This window comes from Mycobacterium sp. DHQP2018-32-09 (assembly GCF_058148405.1).
Genome location: NZ_JBYVYK010000019.1, coordinates 39,799 through 55,339, shown reverse-complemented (window position 1 = coordinate 55,339; position 15,541 = coordinate 39,799). Strand labels below are relative to the sequence as shown.

General features: G+C 68.8%; 15 protein-coding genes. 8 read left to right on the top strand and 7 right to left on the bottom strand.

The genetic code is table 11. The features are described from left to right. Positions 1-571 precede the first annotated feature (571 nt). The 3 genes from AC30CM_RS11630 (at position 572) to AC30CM_RS11620 (ending at position 3,897) form a co-directional block, all read left to right on the top strand. The gene (locus tag AC30CM_RS11630; protein WP_490117020.1) at positions 572-2,188 is read left to right on the top strand and encodes an exonuclease domain-containing protein; all 1,617 of its coding nucleotides are present in this window, start codon (positions 572-574) and stop codon (positions 2,186-2,188) included. Beyond that, on the top strand, positions 2,185-2,736 hold the full coding sequence (locus AC30CM_RS11625; RefSeq protein WP_490117019.1) for a hypothetical protein: 552 nt from the start codon (positions 2,185-2,187) through the stop codon (positions 2,734-2,736). The genes AC30CM_RS11630 and AC30CM_RS11625 overlap by 4 nt, the downstream gene beginning before the upstream one ends. 330 nt (positions 2,737-3,066) lie before the next feature. Continuing rightward, positions 3,067-3,897: a helix-turn-helix domain-containing protein gene (locus AC30CM_RS11620; protein ID WP_490117018.1), complete on the top strand. Its 831-nt coding sequence runs from the start codon at positions 3,067-3,069 to the stop codon at positions 3,895-3,897. 56 nt (positions 3,898-3,953) lie between these two features. Here the strand turns inward: AC30CM_RS11620 and AC30CM_RS11615 are convergent, their stop codons facing one another. Beyond that, positions 3,954-4,847 (bottom strand): aldo/keto reductase, encoded by an 894-nt coding sequence (locus AC30CM_RS11615; RefSeq protein ID WP_490117058.1) that lies wholly within the window; start codon positions 4,845-4,847, stop codon positions 3,954-3,956. Positions 4,848-4,919: 72 nt separating this feature from the next. After that, positions 4,920-5,903: an alpha/beta fold hydrolase gene (locus tag AC30CM_RS11610; RefSeq protein WP_490117017.1), complete on the bottom strand. Its 984-nt coding sequence runs from the start codon at positions 5,901-5,903 to the stop codon at positions 4,920-4,922. 254 nt (positions 5,904-6,157) lie between these two features. Between AC30CM_RS11610 and AC30CM_RS11605 the strand changes: the two genes are divergently transcribed. Continuing rightward, on the top strand, positions 6,158-6,661 hold the full coding sequence (locus tag AC30CM_RS11605) for a hypothetical protein (protein WP_490117016.1): 504 nt from the start codon (positions 6,158-6,160) through the stop codon (positions 6,659-6,661). 10 nt (positions 6,662-6,671) lie between these two features. Here AC30CM_RS11605 and AC30CM_RS11600 read toward each other — a convergent pair whose 3' ends face one another. From AC30CM_RS11600 to amaB, 3 genes are read right to left on the bottom strand one after another with little or no spacing between them, the layout of a single operon-like run. Beyond that, a complete protein-coding gene (locus tag AC30CM_RS11600; protein WP_490117015.1) occupies positions 6,672-7,478 on the bottom strand; it encodes an SDR family oxidoreductase in 807 nt (268 codons plus the stop codon). 14 nt (positions 7,479-7,492) lie between these two features. Beyond that, the gene (gene htpG / locus AC30CM_RS11595; protein ID WP_490117014.1) at positions 7,493-9,445 is read right to left on the bottom strand and encodes a molecular chaperone HtpG; all 1,953 of its coding nucleotides are present in this window, start codon (positions 9,443-9,445) and stop codon (positions 7,493-7,495) included. Between the two features lie 24 nt (positions 9,446-9,469). Continuing rightward, positions 9,470-11,041: an L-piperidine-6-carboxylate dehydrogenase gene (gene amaB / locus AC30CM_RS11590; RefSeq protein WP_490117013.1), complete on the bottom strand. Its 1,572-nt coding sequence runs from the start codon at positions 11,039-11,041 to the stop codon at positions 9,470-9,472. An 82-nt stretch (positions 11,042-11,123) separates the two neighbouring features. Here amaB and AC30CM_RS11585 point away from each other — a divergent pair, with 82 nt between their 5' ends. Both AC30CM_RS11585 and lat read left to right on the top strand, forming a co-directional pair. Further along, on the top strand, positions 11,124-11,582 hold the full coding sequence (locus AC30CM_RS11585; RefSeq protein WP_490117012.1) for an Lrp/AsnC family transcriptional regulator: 459 nt from the start codon (positions 11,124-11,126) through the stop codon (positions 11,580-11,582). Between the two features lie 52 nt (positions 11,583-11,634). Then, positions 11,635-12,969, top strand: coding sequence for an L-lysine 6-transaminase (gene lat / locus AC30CM_RS11580; RefSeq protein ID WP_490117011.1), 1,335 nt, complete (start codon positions 11,635-11,637; stop codon positions 12,967-12,969). On the opposite strand, the gene AC30CM_RS11575 is transcribed toward lat, so the two are convergent. Beyond that, on the bottom strand, positions 12,953-13,513 hold the full coding sequence (locus AC30CM_RS11575; protein WP_490117010.1) for a restriction endonuclease: 561 nt from the start codon (positions 13,511-13,513) through the stop codon (positions 12,953-12,955). The genes lat and AC30CM_RS11575 overlap by 17 nt on opposite strands. Before the next feature lie 137 nt (positions 13,514-13,650). On the opposite strand from AC30CM_RS11575, the gene AC30CM_RS11570 reads away from it, so the two are divergent. After that, entirely contained in the window at positions 13,651-14,391 is a 741-nt protein-coding gene (locus tag AC30CM_RS11570; RefSeq protein ID WP_490117009.1) for a PAS and ANTAR domain-containing protein, read from the top strand. 6 nt (positions 14,392-14,397) lie between these two features. On the opposite strand, the gene mbp1 is transcribed toward AC30CM_RS11570, so the two are convergent. Then, positions 14,398-14,643 carry a microaggregate-binding protein 1 gene (gene mbp1 / locus AC30CM_RS11565; protein WP_490117008.1) on the bottom strand — a complete coding sequence of 82 codons (246 nt, stop codon included), beginning with the start codon at positions 14,641-14,643 and terminating at the stop codon, positions 14,398-14,400. A gap of 443 nt (positions 14,644-15,086) precedes the next feature. Here mbp1 and AC30CM_RS11560 point away from each other — a divergent pair, with 443 nt between their 5' ends. After that, a complete protein-coding gene (locus AC30CM_RS11560; protein WP_490117007.1) occupies positions 15,087-15,491 on the top strand; it encodes an ATP-binding protein in 405 nt (134 codons plus the stop codon). Positions 15,492-15,541 lie beyond the last annotated feature (50 nt).

Here is a 15,541-nt window from a genome sequence, read left to right as displayed (position 1 = left end):
GTGACCAGCGGGGCGGCCTCCCGGGGCCATCGCCGGGCAGGTGTTGCCCCGCCCGGCTCTGCCCCGGGAAGGGCCGATTCATGCGTGCGGCTGGCCTGTAGGTCGCGGTGGGCCCTGCGGCGTCGGCGAGGCCGAACGTCGCGCGGACTGTGACGATGATCTGGCCGGTATAGCGGCTTGCAGACTTCTCCCGTGCGGCAGTCGAATTCGACGGTCGTGCGGTAGAAGTGAGTCCGATACGGCCGCGTAGTGCCCATCTCCGCCTGTCGTTGGTGTTTTCTCCGAGACGAACTCAGACGGGGCCGCCCCGCCGTGATCTTCCATCGATGGTCGGAGCCGCCGTTCCCTCGCATTGCGCCCGTCGTATACCGAGTCCCAGAACCTGGTTTCGGCCATCGCCTTCACCCCCGCGGCTTCTCAGCTCGATGTCAATGGGTCTCTGGCGTGGTGGCCAGTACGAGCCGCGCGAACGTCGCCACGCCCGTCCCCAATCTCCATGTTTCGACTTGCGTTTCTGCGAGTCCCGGTACGTTGAGCAAACCTCGGCATCGAGGCAAGGGTAGGGGGGCCCATGGGGATAGCTGCTGGTTGGTACGACGATCCGTGGAGTCAGGCGGATTTGCGATGGTGGGACGGTCGACAGTGGACGGGGCGCACGGCGACGACTACCCATGGTGCGGCGACCACGGGTCGGCCGGCGAACCCGTCTCCGCCGGGTATCGAGCATCTGATCGGTCGTAACGGCCGGATCGCGGTCATCGACGTCGAGACAACCGGTGTGTACAACAGCGACCGGATCGTCGAAATTGCGATCCTGACGTTGGACTGCGACGGTCGCGTTCTCGATGAGTTCGAGACCCTCGTCCAGCCACTGCGGGACGTCGGGCCCACATGGATTCACGGCATCGAAGCGAGCATGGTGCGTCCAGCACCAACGTTTGCCGAGGTCGCACATCACATCGCAGCGCGGCTGAACGGAGCCGTAATCGCCGGCCATAACGTCCGATTCGACATGCGGATGATCGGCACCGAGTTGCTGGACGCCGGAATCGACATCGAATGGGGGACGGGGCTCGACACTCTTCGAGTCACCGGATGCAAGCTCGGTCAAGCGTGCGAGGAACACGGGATCGTGCTCGACGACGCGCACCGCGCCATTGCCGATGCGCGAGCCACCGCACGACTTCTGTTCGCAACCCGCAATCAATATGTCGACCGATGCTCGCCGGCGACTGCCGCACCGCTGCACGTCACGCCGTTGCGCGTGCATGCCCGAGAAGGGCGCGTCGAGGTGCTTCCGCCTGCACCGTACTTGGCCGACCTGGCCCGTGGAATGCATACGAGCATCGACGTCGCCCCCTACGTCCAATTGTTGGACGGCGCGATGGCCGATCTGAAGCTGACACCCGACGAGAGGGAGGCGCTGAGCGCACTCGCCGCCGATCTCGGCCTTGACGAGCGTGCGGTGGCGCGTGCCCACCGCGAGTTCGTGAACGGACTCGTCGACGCCGCACTCGAGGACGGCGTCGTCACCGACGACGAGCACGAACAACTCTGTCGGGCGGCAGCACTCCTGCAGGTCGACACGAAGCCAGTGATGAGCAGGATCGATCACTACCGCGCCGTCGCTGGCCACCTCGAACTGAAGCCGGGCATGACAGTGTGCTTCACCGGTCAGGGCCGATTAGACGGTGAGAATGTCAGCCGAGCGATGCAGGAACAGATGGCGCAGAAGTATGGCTTGATCGTCGCAAAGTCGGTGACGAAAAAGGGACCCGACATCGTTGTCGCCGCCGACGGGGAATCGCGATCGACAAAGGCTCTCAGGGCTAGACAGGTCGGCATTCCAATCTGTTCCTTCTCCGATTTCTTCGCTGCACTCAACGATGGAACCGCTGTGCCCTCGGCCCGTACGGCCTTGGGTGGAGTAGCGCTGGTGTGCGTCAAATGCGGAGGTTCATGGATGGCTCCCCGTCAGGCCGTTGGGTCGATCTGCCTGGACTGCTCGCGAGATGATCTTCTGCAACGCACCACGAATGCAGCGGAACGGATTCCGAGCGCCAAGGTTGCGACGGCGGTAGTGCTGCTTGTGTGTGCCGAATGCGGGTCTGAGTGGCAGCGGCCAAGAATGCGGGGTCGTAGACCGACCGCGTGTCCTGACTGCGCACCGAAGCTACAGCCCTCATGACCGCGGTCTATCAGTCGGCCGCGGTGGTCGACGCCGCTGACGGCAGCGTCATCGTGTGGCAGGTCGACATGAGCGCGGATGCTGGGCTGACTCGCATGTCCGGGGGTTGGGTGATCGACTCGAACGCCCGCGTCGCACTGCGAAGCCTGACGCAGGGGCGATACCTAGTCGCAACGTCGACGGGAGTGAAGGCATGCGCCAAGGCCGACGCCGGAAGCCATGCCGGAATGATCCACCTTGCGCTCGTGATAGACGCTGTCGCAGCCGAGATCTCAGAGCTACAAGCAACCTTTGATCGAGCATTGTCGAACTCGAGGACGAAGCTGATCGCACCGAAGTGGCCTTGGCTGCCGCCGCTGATCGATCTCGAAGATCCGCCGTACGATCGGAACGCGCCGGGGGGTGTGGCTGCCGCCCTGGGTATCGCACGTTGGCTCGAAGCCCTGGCGTTGGCCTGGGAATCGCTTGAGCAGCAACGCCTCGCCCGTCGATATCTGCGGGGGAAAGAGACGACACAGCGGCCGTTGCCGATCTATGTCGCAAGCTAGGGCAGAGCGGCCGTGAGTACCAATCAGAGCTAGAGGTGAACTGCATGGTCGCTGGAAGCGCTGCGTCTTCGCCCGGCAGAGGGGGCAGGACGCCAAAGGTGAAACTGCGGAACCCGCCCGATGCGTCCCGTGGATCGCGGGCGCACCGCGGACGATTCGCGGCCGCGACGCCCGCTCTCTTGACCCCTGCCGCATGGGCTCGCAGTCCGTGTCGTGAATCATGCGCCCCCGGGCCGCATCGGCTCCTCAGCCTGGAGGGAGCGCGAATGTGGGCCGGCCGTGAGCAGACGCACCCTTGCCAGCCGCGGGGAAGTCCGTTAGGGATGGGTCATGGCAGATGGACCCGCGGAACTCGGTTCGTTCCTGCGAGCGAGGCGTGAGGCGGTGACGCCGCAGGACGTCGGCCTTGTGCCCGGTGACGGCCGGCGGGTGCGGGGCCTTCGTCGAGAAGAGCTGGCTCTCCTCGCCGGATTGAGCACCGACTACTACCGACGGCTCGAACAGGGCCGGGAGCACCGGCCGTCGCTACAGGTGCTTCGGGCGCTCGCCCGCGCGCTGCGGCTCGACGCGCACGCGACCGCCTACCTCGTCTCGCTGGTCCATCCCGTTCCCCTCGCGATGCCGGTTCAATCGACCACGGTCTCGCCGGGGGTCGCGCTCCTGCTCGATTCCGGCTTGCGCGTCCCGGCGATCGTCGTCGACATCGGACTCGACATCCTCAAGATCAACGCGATGGCCGAAGCCATGTACAGCGGCTTCAGCGCGACCGACAACCTCGCCCGCATGGTGTTCCTGGACCCTGCCGCCGAAGACTTCTACACGGAGTGGCATCAGGTGGCCACTCAGGTCGTCGGCAACCTCCGTGCAGGCCTCACCCGGTTCCCGAACGACGACCGCGTCGCCGCGGTGGTCGACGAGATCTCCGCCCGCAGTTCCGTGTTCGCCGAACTGTGGGCGACCCATCACGTCCGTCCGCGCACCAGCGAGGACAAGGTGTTCCATCATCCGCGAGTCGGCGAGCTACACCTGCACTTCGAGGCGCTCGAGGTGGCGGATGCGCCCGACCAGCGGCTGTTCGTCTACTGTCCGCTGGAGAACGGGTCGTCTCCCGACGCCGTTGCGCTGCTTCGGTCGCTGACGGCGGCGGCTGCGTCGCCGTAGCCGAGAGTTGTTGGCGGCAAACGGAGTTCGCCACCCCGTGTGCCGCCGCGGGGTGATCAACCGGCAGCCGCGGTGAGCTGGTCGATCTGTTCCGGTGTCAACCGCACGTCGGCGGCGGCCACGTTCTCTTCGAGATGGGTGCGGCGCGAGGTGCCGGGGATGGGCAGCATCGCCGGGGAGAGGTGCAACAACCACGCGATCGCCACCTGCCCCACGGTGCACCCGTGCGCGCGGGCGACGTCGGCGAGCGCCTGGTGGGCCTCTGCCAACCCGCCCTGCGCCACCGGCGCCCACGGAATGAAGGCGAGCCCATCGCGTTCGCACACCTTCAGGATGTCGTCGGCACTGCGGTCCATCACGTTGAACCGGCTTTGGACGCTGACGATGTCGGCGATCTGTCGTGCCTCGTCGAGCTGCTCCACCGTGCATTGCGACATGCCGATCTCGCGGATCTTGCCCTCGTCCTGCAGTGCCTTGAGTTCACCGATCTGTTCCGACAGCGGCACTTTGGGATCCACGCGGTGCAACTGCAGCAGATCGATCTGCTCGACCCTCAGCCGGCGCATGCTCATCAACACCTGTTGCCGCAGGTATTCGGGTCGTCCGACCGGCGGCCAGGCCGCCGGGCCGAGGCGCTTCGGCCCGGACTCGGTGTCGATGACATCGGGACCGTTCCGGGTCAGGCCCGCCTTCGTCGCGATGACGACGTCATCGGGGTACGGATGCAGCGCCTCGCGCACGATCTCTTCGGCGACGTGCGGGCCATAGGAGTCGGCGGTGTCGATGAACCGAACGCCAAGGTCGACCGCGCGACGAGCCACCGCGATGCACTCGTCCCTATCCTCGGGTTCGCCCCAGATCCCGCGGCCCGTGAACCTCATCGAACCGAAACCCAGGCGTGGCACCGTCTTACCGGCGATGCCGATCGTCTGCGGGTTCGCCTTCTCCATTGCGTCTACCTCCACTTGACCATGTTGTAAAACCCATTCGGGCCCGGGTCGACCGGCGCCACCGCGACCACGCTAAGTGCCCTGCGGAGGGCGTGAGGGGGAGTGCTGCACCCCCTCGACCTGGTGGCCGACCGAACCGCCGACGAGCTGCGTGGTCTCGCCCCGAGCGGACGCATCGAATTCGCGGAACATCCTGGTGAAGTACTCCGGCTGCTCCTCGGGCACCCAGTGGCCGCAGTCCGGGACGAGCTGATCCGTCACCGTATGGGCGACCTCTTCGCACATCGCCCGGAAGTGTCGGGCGAGAGGATTGCATGCGCCCCCCGACGCCAGCACCGGGACGGTGAGCTTGCCGTGTCGTCGAAGCGCGGTGCGATTGTCGTCGGCGTCGCGGTCGAGTTCCCGGTAGGTCTCACACATCGCGCGGATGGCTCCCGGGGCTTCGTACGCGCGGGTGTAGACGTCGAGGTCGTCGTCGGAGATGGCATCCGGTTGATGGGTCAGCTCGTCGAAGAATCGGTTGACGTACCACCGTTCACGTCCGTGCACGAGGTACACGGCGACGTCCGGGTTGGCGTGAAAGGAGAACTGCCAGGCCGACTTCTGAGCCACGCGCCATTCGTAGTAGGCAGTCCCCGGCAGCGGAGCCTCCATCAGGGTGAGGCTCGTGACGTCCTCGCGGTAGCGCAGCGCGAAACTCAGGGCCAGCATGGACCCGACATCGTGGCCGACGAGTGAGAAGGGCTCGGCCACGCCCAGGGTGTCGCGCACCAGACCGTGGACGTCACCGGCCATGGTCCACTTGTCGTATCCGTCTCGCGGTTTGTCGGACGCACCCGCGCCGCGATGGTCGGGCATGATCACCCGGTAGCCGGCAGCGGCCAGCGGCACCATGACCTTGCGCCACTCGTACCGGGTTTGGGGGGCGCCGTGCAGGAGTACGACGGTCTTCGTCGGTTCCGGTGGAGACGCCACCGTGTAACCGATGCGAACCGTCTGGTCCGGTCCGACCCAGGCGCGACCGTGATGGACGGCGACGTCGTCGGCTGTGGTCATGTCTTGCGCCTTCCCGTGTGCGTGCTCGCAGGCCGCCAGTGTCGCGCCGGCGCCGCCGCGAACGGGGGGAACGCGTCGGCCCCCCAGCGCGCCCGGATCACCGCTAGGTCCCCGGCCCACCTGACGGCGCCCACCGTGGGCGGCGCGCACCAGGTGGGGCAACCGTGGTGTCACCGTCCGAGATCGACGAGGGTCATCGCGCTCATCGACCGCTTTCCCGGCGGCGCCGACCGATCGCGGCTACTCTGCCCGCCATGGGTGTGCGTGCCGGTCTGCTGACGGCGTCGATCGCGGTGGCGGCGTGTGCGGCGTGCGGCGTCTCCCAGGGGGCCGTCGCCTCGTCGGTCCTGCGCACCCCCGCGGCCTACCCGGTGGCGGCGCCTGGCGGTGCCGACGTGACGCTCGGCGCGGCCACCGTCGCCGCCCAGGCCACCCTGGACCGCTTCGGCGACGGCGACTTCGCCGGCGTGTGGGACCACATGGCCCGCGACGTCCGCGACGGCATCTCCAAGGCCGACTTCGTGACCTTCTACCAGACGTGCAAGAAGCCCGGGCCACGCGTCGCGGTCACCGGGGTGCGGCTGCAGCCCGACGGTCAGGCCGTCGTGGCGATGACCTCACACGGCGTCGAGCGCTACCGCTACCTCGTCTACGAGGACGGCGCCTGGGCCATGCGGGCCACCGACGACTTCGCCGCCCACCTGGGCCAGCCGGTGTCGAGGATCATCGACGAGGAGCGCGCGGCCGGGCTGTGCTGACCCGCGGGTCTCAGGCCAGACCCGACTGGTACCGCCGCATGCCGGTGAGCCACCGCTCGTAGTCGGCACCCTTCTGCCGATACATGTCCAGCACCGCCGGGTGCGGCAACACCAGGAAGGTGCCCGACCGGACGGCCTGAACCGTGGCCGCGGCCACCTGGTCCGGGCTCAGCACGTCACCGGCGTTGCGCACCGCCGCCGCTGCCAGCCGCGCCGTGGCGTCCGACGAATCGGTGATGCCGTCGAGCAGCGGGGTGGCCACGCCCATCGGGCACACGCACGACACCCCGACGCCTTGGCCGCCGTAGGTGATCGCCAGCCACTCCGCGAAGCCGACCGCGGCATGCTTGGTCACCGCGTAACCCGCCGCGCCCAGCTGCGTCAGCAGCCCGGCCGCCGAGGCGACCGTCACGAAGTGCCCGCTGCCCCGGCGCACCCAGTCGGGAATCACCGCCTTGGCCGCGCGCACGTGGGCCCGGACGTTGACGTCGATCACCGCGTCCCAGTCGGCCTCGTCGTCGCCCAGGCCCGGTGGCCCGATGATGCCGGCGTTGGCCACGTAGACGTCGACGGGCCCGAACCGCTCGGTCGCCGCCGCCACCATGGCCGCGATGCCCTCCGTCGACGCGGCGTCGGCCGCGATGCCCGTGGCCCGACCGCCTGCGGCCACGATCCGTGCCGCCGTTGCGTCGACGCCGGCCTGCGTCAGGTCACCGACGACCACCGCCGCCCCCGCCGCGGCGAATGCGGTCGCCAGGGCCCGCCCGATCCCGGACGCGGCACCCGTGACCACGACGACGCGGTCGGTGAGTTCCATGACGGGTGGCCGCCCTAGACCGTCTTGGCCAGCCGGTCGGCGAGCAGCGTGGCGAACCGCGCCGGGTCGTCGAGCGCGCCCCCCTCGGCCAGCAGCGCGGCACCGTAGAGCAGCTCGGCGGTCTCGGGCAGCTCGGCAGACTCCGGTGACTCGGCCAGTGCCCGGCGCAGCCCGGTGACCAGGGGATGGTCGGGGTTGATCTCCAGCGTGCGCTTGCCGACGGGGACGTCCTGGCCCGACGCGCGGTACATGCGCGCCAGCTGCGGTGTGATGCCGAAGGTGTCGGTGATGAGGCACGCGGGCGACGACGTCAGTCGCGTCGACAGGCGCACCTCCTTGACGTGCTCGTCGAGCGTCTCCTGCAACCAGGACAGCAGCGCCGCGAACTCCTCGCGCTGGGCGTCGTCGGCCTGCTCGTCGGCCGAGCCGAGATCCACCTCGCCCTTGGCGACCGACTGCAGTGCGTGGGAGTCGAACTCACCGACCTGCTCCACCCACACCTCGTCGACGGGGTCGGTGAGCAGCAGCACCTCGAAACCCTTGGCCTTGAACGCCTCCAGATGCGGGGAGCGCTCCAGCAGCTGCCGCGACTCGCCGGTCGCGTAGTAGATCTGCTCCTGCCCGTCCTTCATCCGGCCGACGTAATCGGCCAGCGTCGTCGGCTCGTCGCCGGCAGTCGACGCGAACGACGACACCCGCAGCAGCGTCTCGCGGTTGTCGGTGTCGGAGAGCAGGCCCTCCTTGAGGACCCGGCCGAACTGCGTCCAGAACGTGGTGTAGTCCTGCGGCCGGTTGGTCTGCAGATCGGAGATCGCCGCCAGCACCTTCTTGGTGAGGCTGCGGCGGATCACCTTGATCTGGCGGTCCTGCTGCAGGATCTCGCGAGACACGTTGAGCGACATGTCCTGTGCGTCGACGACGCCCTTGACGAACCGCAGGTACTCCGGCATCAGCTCGTCGCAGTCGCCCATGATGAACACGCGCTTGACGTACAGCTGCACGCCGACGCGGCTGTCGCGGTTGAACAGGTCGAACGGTGCCTGCGACGGAATGAACAGCAGCGCCTGGTATTCGAACGTGCCCTCGGCCTTCATGGCGATGACCTCGAGGGGCTCGTCCCAGGCGTGGGCGACGTGCTTGTAGAACTGCGAGTACTCCTCCGCGGACACCTCGCTCTTGGGCTTGGCCCACAGCGCGGTCCGGGAGTTCAGCGTCTCGGTCTCCACCGTGACGGTCGGCTCCCCATCCTCGTCCCCGTTCTCGCCGCTCTTCTCGGCGGGCGGCACCGGCTTCTCCACGTCCATGCGGATGGGCCAGGAGATGAAGTCGGAGTACTTCTTCACCAGCTCGCGCAGCTTCCACGGCGACGTGTAGTCGCCCAGCGCGTCGTCGGCGTCGGCCGGCTTGAGGTGCAGCGTCACCGACGTGCCCTGCGGCGCGTCGGCGACGCTGCCGATGGTGTAGGTGCCGTCGCCGGTGGACTCCCACCGCGTGCCCGTCGACTCGCCGGCCTTCCGCGTCACCAGCGTCACCGTGTCGGCCACCATGAACGTCGAGTAGAACCCGATGCCGAACTGGCCGATGAGGTCGTCGGCCTCGCCCTGCTGCTTGGCCTCGCTGAGCTTGCGACGCAGCTCGCCGGTGCCGGACCTGGCGAGCGTGCCGATCAGGTCGACCACCTCGTCGCGGGTCATGCCGATGCCGTTGTCGCGCACCGTCAGCGTGCGCACCGCATCGGGGCCCTCACCGCTGGAGCCGACCTCGAGTTGCACGTGCAGATCCGAGGTGTCGACGTCGAGGTCCTTGTCGCGGAACGCCTCGAGCCGCAACTTGTCCAACGCGTCGGACGCGTTCGAGATCAACTCACGAAGGAACGAATCCTTGTTGGAGTAGATGGAGTGCACCATCAACTGCAACAGCTGACGGGCCTCGGCCTGGAATTCCCTCTGCTCGACCTGCTCGCTCACGCCGACATCTTACGAATCGTCGGCTCAGCCGAAGCGCACGCCCTGAGCCAACGGCAGCTCGGAGGAGTAGTTGACGGTGTTCGTGGCGCGACGCATGTACGCCTTCCACGAATCGGAGCCCGACTCCCGCCCGCCGCCGGTCTGCTTCTCCCCGCCGAAGGCGCCGCCGATCTCCGCGCCCGAGGTGCCGATGTTGACGTTCGCGATGCCGCAGTCGGAGCCGTCGGCCGCCATGAACCGCTCGGCCTCGCGGACGTCGGTCGTGAAGATCGCCGACGACAGGCCTTGTGGCACCGCGTTGTTCATCTCGATCGCGTCCTCGAGATCGTCGTAGGTGAGCACGTAGAGGATGGGTGCGAACGTCTCGTCGTGGACCACGGCGGTCTGGCCGGGCATGCGCACCACGGCGGGCCGCACGTAGAAGGCGCCCTCGCCCCGGTCACCGCCGACGGCGCAGCGTTGGCCGCCGACCACCTCGCCGCCGTCGGCGGCGGCGCGCTCCAGCGCGTCGACCATGTCGCGGTGGGCGCGCTCGTGGATCAGCGGACCGACCAGGGTGCCGTCGGCGGCCGGATCGCCGACGGGCAGGCTCTCGTAGGCCTTGGTGATGCGCTCGACGAGCGTGTCGACCACCGACCGGTGGGCGATCACGCGGCGCAGCGTCGTGCAGCGCTGCCCGGCCGTGCCTGCGGCGGAGAACACGATGCCGCGCACGGCCAGGTCGAGATCGGCCGACGGCGTGACGATGGCGGCGTTGTTGCCACCCAACTCCAGCAGCACCTTGCCGAAGCGGGCCGCTACGCGCGGGCCGATCTCGCGGCCCATCCGCACCGAGCCGGTGGCGCTGAGCAGCGCCACCCGGGGATCGTCGACCAGTTGCTCGCCGATGCCGCGCCCGCCCAGGACGAGGCGGCTGACGTCGGCGGGCGCACCGCAGTCGGCGGCCGCGCGCGCGATCAGCGCCTGGCAGGCGATGGCGGTCAAGGGGGTCAGTTCGGATGGCTTCCACACGACGGTGTCCCCGCAGACCAACGCGATGGCCGTGTTCCACGACCACACGGCGACCGGGAAGTTGAATGCCGTGATGACACCGACGACGCCGACGGGATGCCACGTCTCCATTAGCCGGTGGCCGGGACGCTCGGAGGCGATCGTCTTGCCGTACAGCTGGCGCGACAGCCCCACCGCGAACTGGCAGACGTCGATCATCTCCTGCACCTCGCCGAGGGCCTCGGAGGTGATCTTGCCCGCTTCGATGCTCACCAGGGTCGCCAGCTCGGCCTTGTGCTCCACCAGCAGCTCACCCAGGCGGGCGACCAGCGCGCCGCGCACCGGTGCGGGGGTGACGCGCCAGGCCCGGAACGCCTCGGCCGCGGCCGCGACGGCGGCGTCGACGTCGTCGGCGTCCGCCTCGGCGACGGAGAACAGCACGTCGCCCGTGATCGGCGTGCTCGCGGGCAGACCGTCTGCACCGGGCTCGCCGAGCGGGACGTCGGCGCCGATCGCGTGCAGCGCCGTGCGGGCCCGGTCGCGCAGCGCGTCGGCGGTCGGGAGGGCCGCGTCGGACTGCGCGGTGGAGCGAATGTCGTCGTGCATGGTGGTCATCGTGCCGCTTTCTGGGGGACGTGCTGCTGGGGAACGGGGTTTCGGGGACGCTCAGGCACTAATGTCTGCGGCCATGACGGCCGCCGACGATCTCGACGACATCGACCGCCTGCTGGTGCGAGCGCTGGTGGCCGACGGGCGGGCCACGTTGGCGCAGTTGGCCGCCGGTGCGGGGCTGTCGGTGTCGGCAGTGCAGTCGCGGGTGCGCAGGCTGGAGGCCCGCGGCGTGGTCACGGGATACCGGGCGAGGATCGATCCCGAAGCGGTCGGCAACATGCTGTCGGCCTTCGTTGCCATCTCACCTCTCGATCCGAGCCAACCCGACGATGCGCCGGCGCGACTCGAACACCTCGAGGCGATCGAGTCGTGCCACTCCGTGGCGGGCGAGGAGAGCTACGTGCTGCTGGTTCGCGTCCCGACTGCACGTGCCCTGGAGGACCTGCTCCAGCAGATCCGTACCGCGGCCAACGTCCGCACCCGAAGCACGATCATCCTACAAACTTTTTACGAGGGACGCGACGTCGTGCCGTAAAAGATACGGCAGATGGGTCGATAGGCCGTAAATATTGCGTTAGGATCGCGGCATGACCGCTGTCCTGCCTGCCCGTGCCGTAACGCCCGACGACGTGCACGACGTGCTGCGTCGCAGCATCCTGACCGACGGTTTCGACCTCGTCCTCGACGTCGAGAACTCCCGGGGATCGCATCTGGTCGACGCACGCACCGGCGACGCCTACCTCGACATGTTCACGTTCTTCGCGTCCTCGGCGCTCGGGATGAACCACCCGCGGCTGGCCGAGGACACCCAGTTCCGCGCCGAACTGGCGGCCGCCGCACTCAACAAGCCCAGCAACTCCGACGTCTACAGCGTGCCCATGGCCCGATTCGTCGACGCGTTCCGGCGCGTGCTCGGTGATCCCGCGCTGCCGCACCTGTTCTTTGTCGACGGCGGCGCGTTGGCGGTGGAGAACGCGCTCAAGGTGGCGTTCGACTGGAAGAGCCGCCGCAACGAATCCCTCGGGCTGAGCCCGGAACTGGGCACCAAGGTGCTGCACCTGCGCGGCGCGTTCCACGGCCGCAGCGGCTACACCATGTCGCTGACCAACACCGACCCCAACAAGGTGGCCCGGTTCCCCAAGTTCGACTGGCCCCGCATCGACGCGCCCTACGTGCGTCCGGGCGCCGACATGGCCGCGCTGGAGGCCGAGAGCCTGCGCCAGGCGCGCGCGGCATTCGAGGCCAACCCGCACGACGTCGCCTGCTTCATCGCCGAGCCCATCCAGGGCGAGGGCGGCGACCGGCACCTGCGGCCCGAGTTCTTCGCCGCCATGCGCGCACTGTGCGACGAGTTCGACGCCCTGCTCATCTTCGACGAGGTGCAGACCGGCTGCGGCATCACCGGCACCGCCTGGGCCTACCAGCAGCTCGGCGTGACCCCCGACGTGGTGGCCTTCGGCAAGAAGACGCAGGTGTGCGGCGTGATGGCAGGCGGCCGCGTCGACGAGGTGGCCGACAACGTGTTCGCCGTCAGCTCGCGGATCAACTCGACCTGGGGTGGCAACCTCGCCGACATGGTGCGCGCTCGCCGCATCCTCGAGGTCATCGAGGAGGACGACCTGCTGGCGCGCGCCGCCGATCTCGGCGCACACCTGCTGCGCCGGCTCACGGAGCTGGCCGCCGACCATCCCGAGCTGGTGCTCGCCCCCCGTGGACGGGGCCTGATGTGCGCCTTCGGCATGCCGACCGCAGCGCTGCGCGACGAGCTGATCCGGCGACTGTGGGACGCGCGCGTCATCATGCTCGCCAGCGGGCCCGACAGCGTGCGGTTCCGGCCGGCGCTGACGGTGACGAGGGCCGAACTCGACGCCGCCGTCGACGCCGTCGCCGCGGTGCTCGCCGACCTCACCCCGGCGGTCTGACCGTCAGGGACCGGATGGTCGACGCCAGCCGCGGCAGGTCGTCGCCACCCACCAGCACGCACCCGTGACGCTCGGCGAGCCGCCGCGCGGCGGGGGTGAACTGGTGGTTGGTGACGACCATCGTCTGCGTGCAGTCCTGCATCGGGGCGCCGGCCACCACCTCCTGCACGGCGCCCGCACCCACCGGACGTGACTGCCGCTTGCACTGGATGGCGAGCCGGTGTGGCCGGGTGCCCACGATGACGTCGACCCCCCAGTCGCCCGACAGCGACGTCATGATGACGGGCACACCGCACGTGCGCGCGACGCGCGCGACGTGGTCCTCGAACTCGGTGCCCGACATCGCCACCATCCCCGCGGCCGGATGTTCGCGCGCCGCGGCGGTCCCGAGACCCCGCACGAGGCCTGCGATGAATCGCGGCAGCGCGGCCACCACGGCGGGTGCCAGCGCGCCGACGGCGAGGCTGAGCCACGGGCCCGCCCCCGCCAGGTGGGCGACCACCGCGGCCGCCACCGCCACGGACACCACGAACACCAGCGCCATCACGTCACCCGGCCACCGATCACGACGCGGATGCTAGGCCAGGCCCCGGACATGCCGGCCCCCGTCGCAGGCCCCGTCGCCAACGCGTCACGGCCGACTCGTCACCGGTGACCCGTGCGACCACCTAATCTGCACCCATGACCGAGTCGCCGCCCGTCGAACGAGCGCTTGCCGGCGGGCAGCCGCAACGCGTCGGGTGGTTCCGATTCTTCTTCGCCGACGAACGGTGGGAATGGTCGGCGCAAGTGGAGCGGATGCACGGCTACGAGCCGGGGACCGCGGAACCGACCACCGAGCTGGTGCTGTCGCACAAACACCCCGACGACTACGGGCAGGTGGCCGCGACGCTCGACGAAATCCGGCGCACCTCCGGAGCTTTCAGCACGCGGCACCGAATCATCGACACCACGGGCGCCATCCACCACGTCGTCGTGGTGGGCAAGCAGTTGGTCGACGCGCACGGCGAGGTGGTCGGCACCGACGGTTTCTACGTCGACGTGACGCCGACCGGGACGGAGCAGGCGGAGTCCGACGGCGAGCGGGACACCGCCCGGCGCGAGTCCAGCGTCCATCAGGCGGTGGCCGGGATCGCGCAGGCCCGCAGCGGAATCGAGCAGGCGAAGGGCATGCTGATGCTGGTCTATCGCATCTCGGCGGACTCCGCCTTCGAACTGCTCAGGTGGCGCTCCCAGGAGACCAACGTGAAGCTGCGGGAATTCGCCGAGCGACTCGTGGCGGACTTCCTGGCGCTGCGCTACGACGAACACCTCCCGGAGCGCTCCGCCTACGACCAACTGCTGCTGACCGCCCACATGCGCGTGGGCCAGACACCAGCGGACCCGGCCGGATCTGGGAATCCGACCGGGTCCGGGGAGTGACGCTGATCAGCCGCGCTGCTGGTGGGCTTCCTGACGCTTCTCGGCGGCAGCGGCGCCTGCACGCGCGGCCTCGGCCTCGGCCTCCTTCTTGGCGGCGTCGCGCTGCGCTTCGGCCTTGTCCTGCTGGGCCTTGCCCTCGTCGATGAGTTCGTCGCGGCCGGTCACGGTGCCGACGACCTCCTTGGCCTTGCCCTTGACGTCCTCGACGACGCCCTTGACGGCCTCTGCAGGACCACTGTTGCTGTCAGCCACGGTTGACTCCTTCGCTGTGGATGCCGGACGGTGCGGGCACCGGACGGGGTGTGTACGTGGTGCAGACATGCCCGATCGTGATCGCGACCAAACGCGCCTCCCAGGTCAGCGGCCGATTGTCACGCGAATCACGAGGTACGGCAACACGTTCCACGTGGCTGGCCGGGGCCGTCGGCGGCGACGGCAACGACCGGTCCGCCGTGGGTTTGAAGGTGACTGCGGCGGGCAACCACTCGCTCGCGGCGCACCCGCCTGCCGGGCGAGGGTCCACCCGTCGCCGGGCGGCGGGCTGTCACGGGCGGCACGGACCCGGTGACGGTCGAGCGCATGCACACGCTTTGCTGGTGGGTGGCACCCGCCCCCACCAGCGGATTACGGGAGAGTTCATGGTTAGCTGGAGTTCCGCCGAGGGTAGTCTCGCGTGGAGATCGGCAGGAGGGCGCGTGACAGAGGTGGACGACAAGGTCGAGTTCCGGGTAGCCGCCAAGTTGGAGAACCTGGCCATCGTGCGCACCCTGGTCGCCGCGGTGGGCACGTTCGAGGACCTGGATTCCGACACGGTGTCGGACCTGCGACTCGCGGTGGACGAAGCGTGTACCCGGCTGATCCGGTCCGCGGTGCCCGGTGCCACGCTGGTCGTGGCGGTCTGCCCCACGATGGACGACCTCGTGATCGACGCGTCCACGGCATGCTCGACGCCCGACATCATGGAACCCGGCAGCTTCAGCTGGCACGTGCTCAGTTCGTTGACCGACGACCTCAAGACGTACTCCGACGGGTCCGGGCCGGACGGCGGCCAGATCGTCGGCATCTCGATGTCGACGAGACGTGTGAGTTCTCTGCGGTGACGACGTCGTCCTCCCAGGGTTCGCGTTCGAACTCGGAGTACGCGGACGTC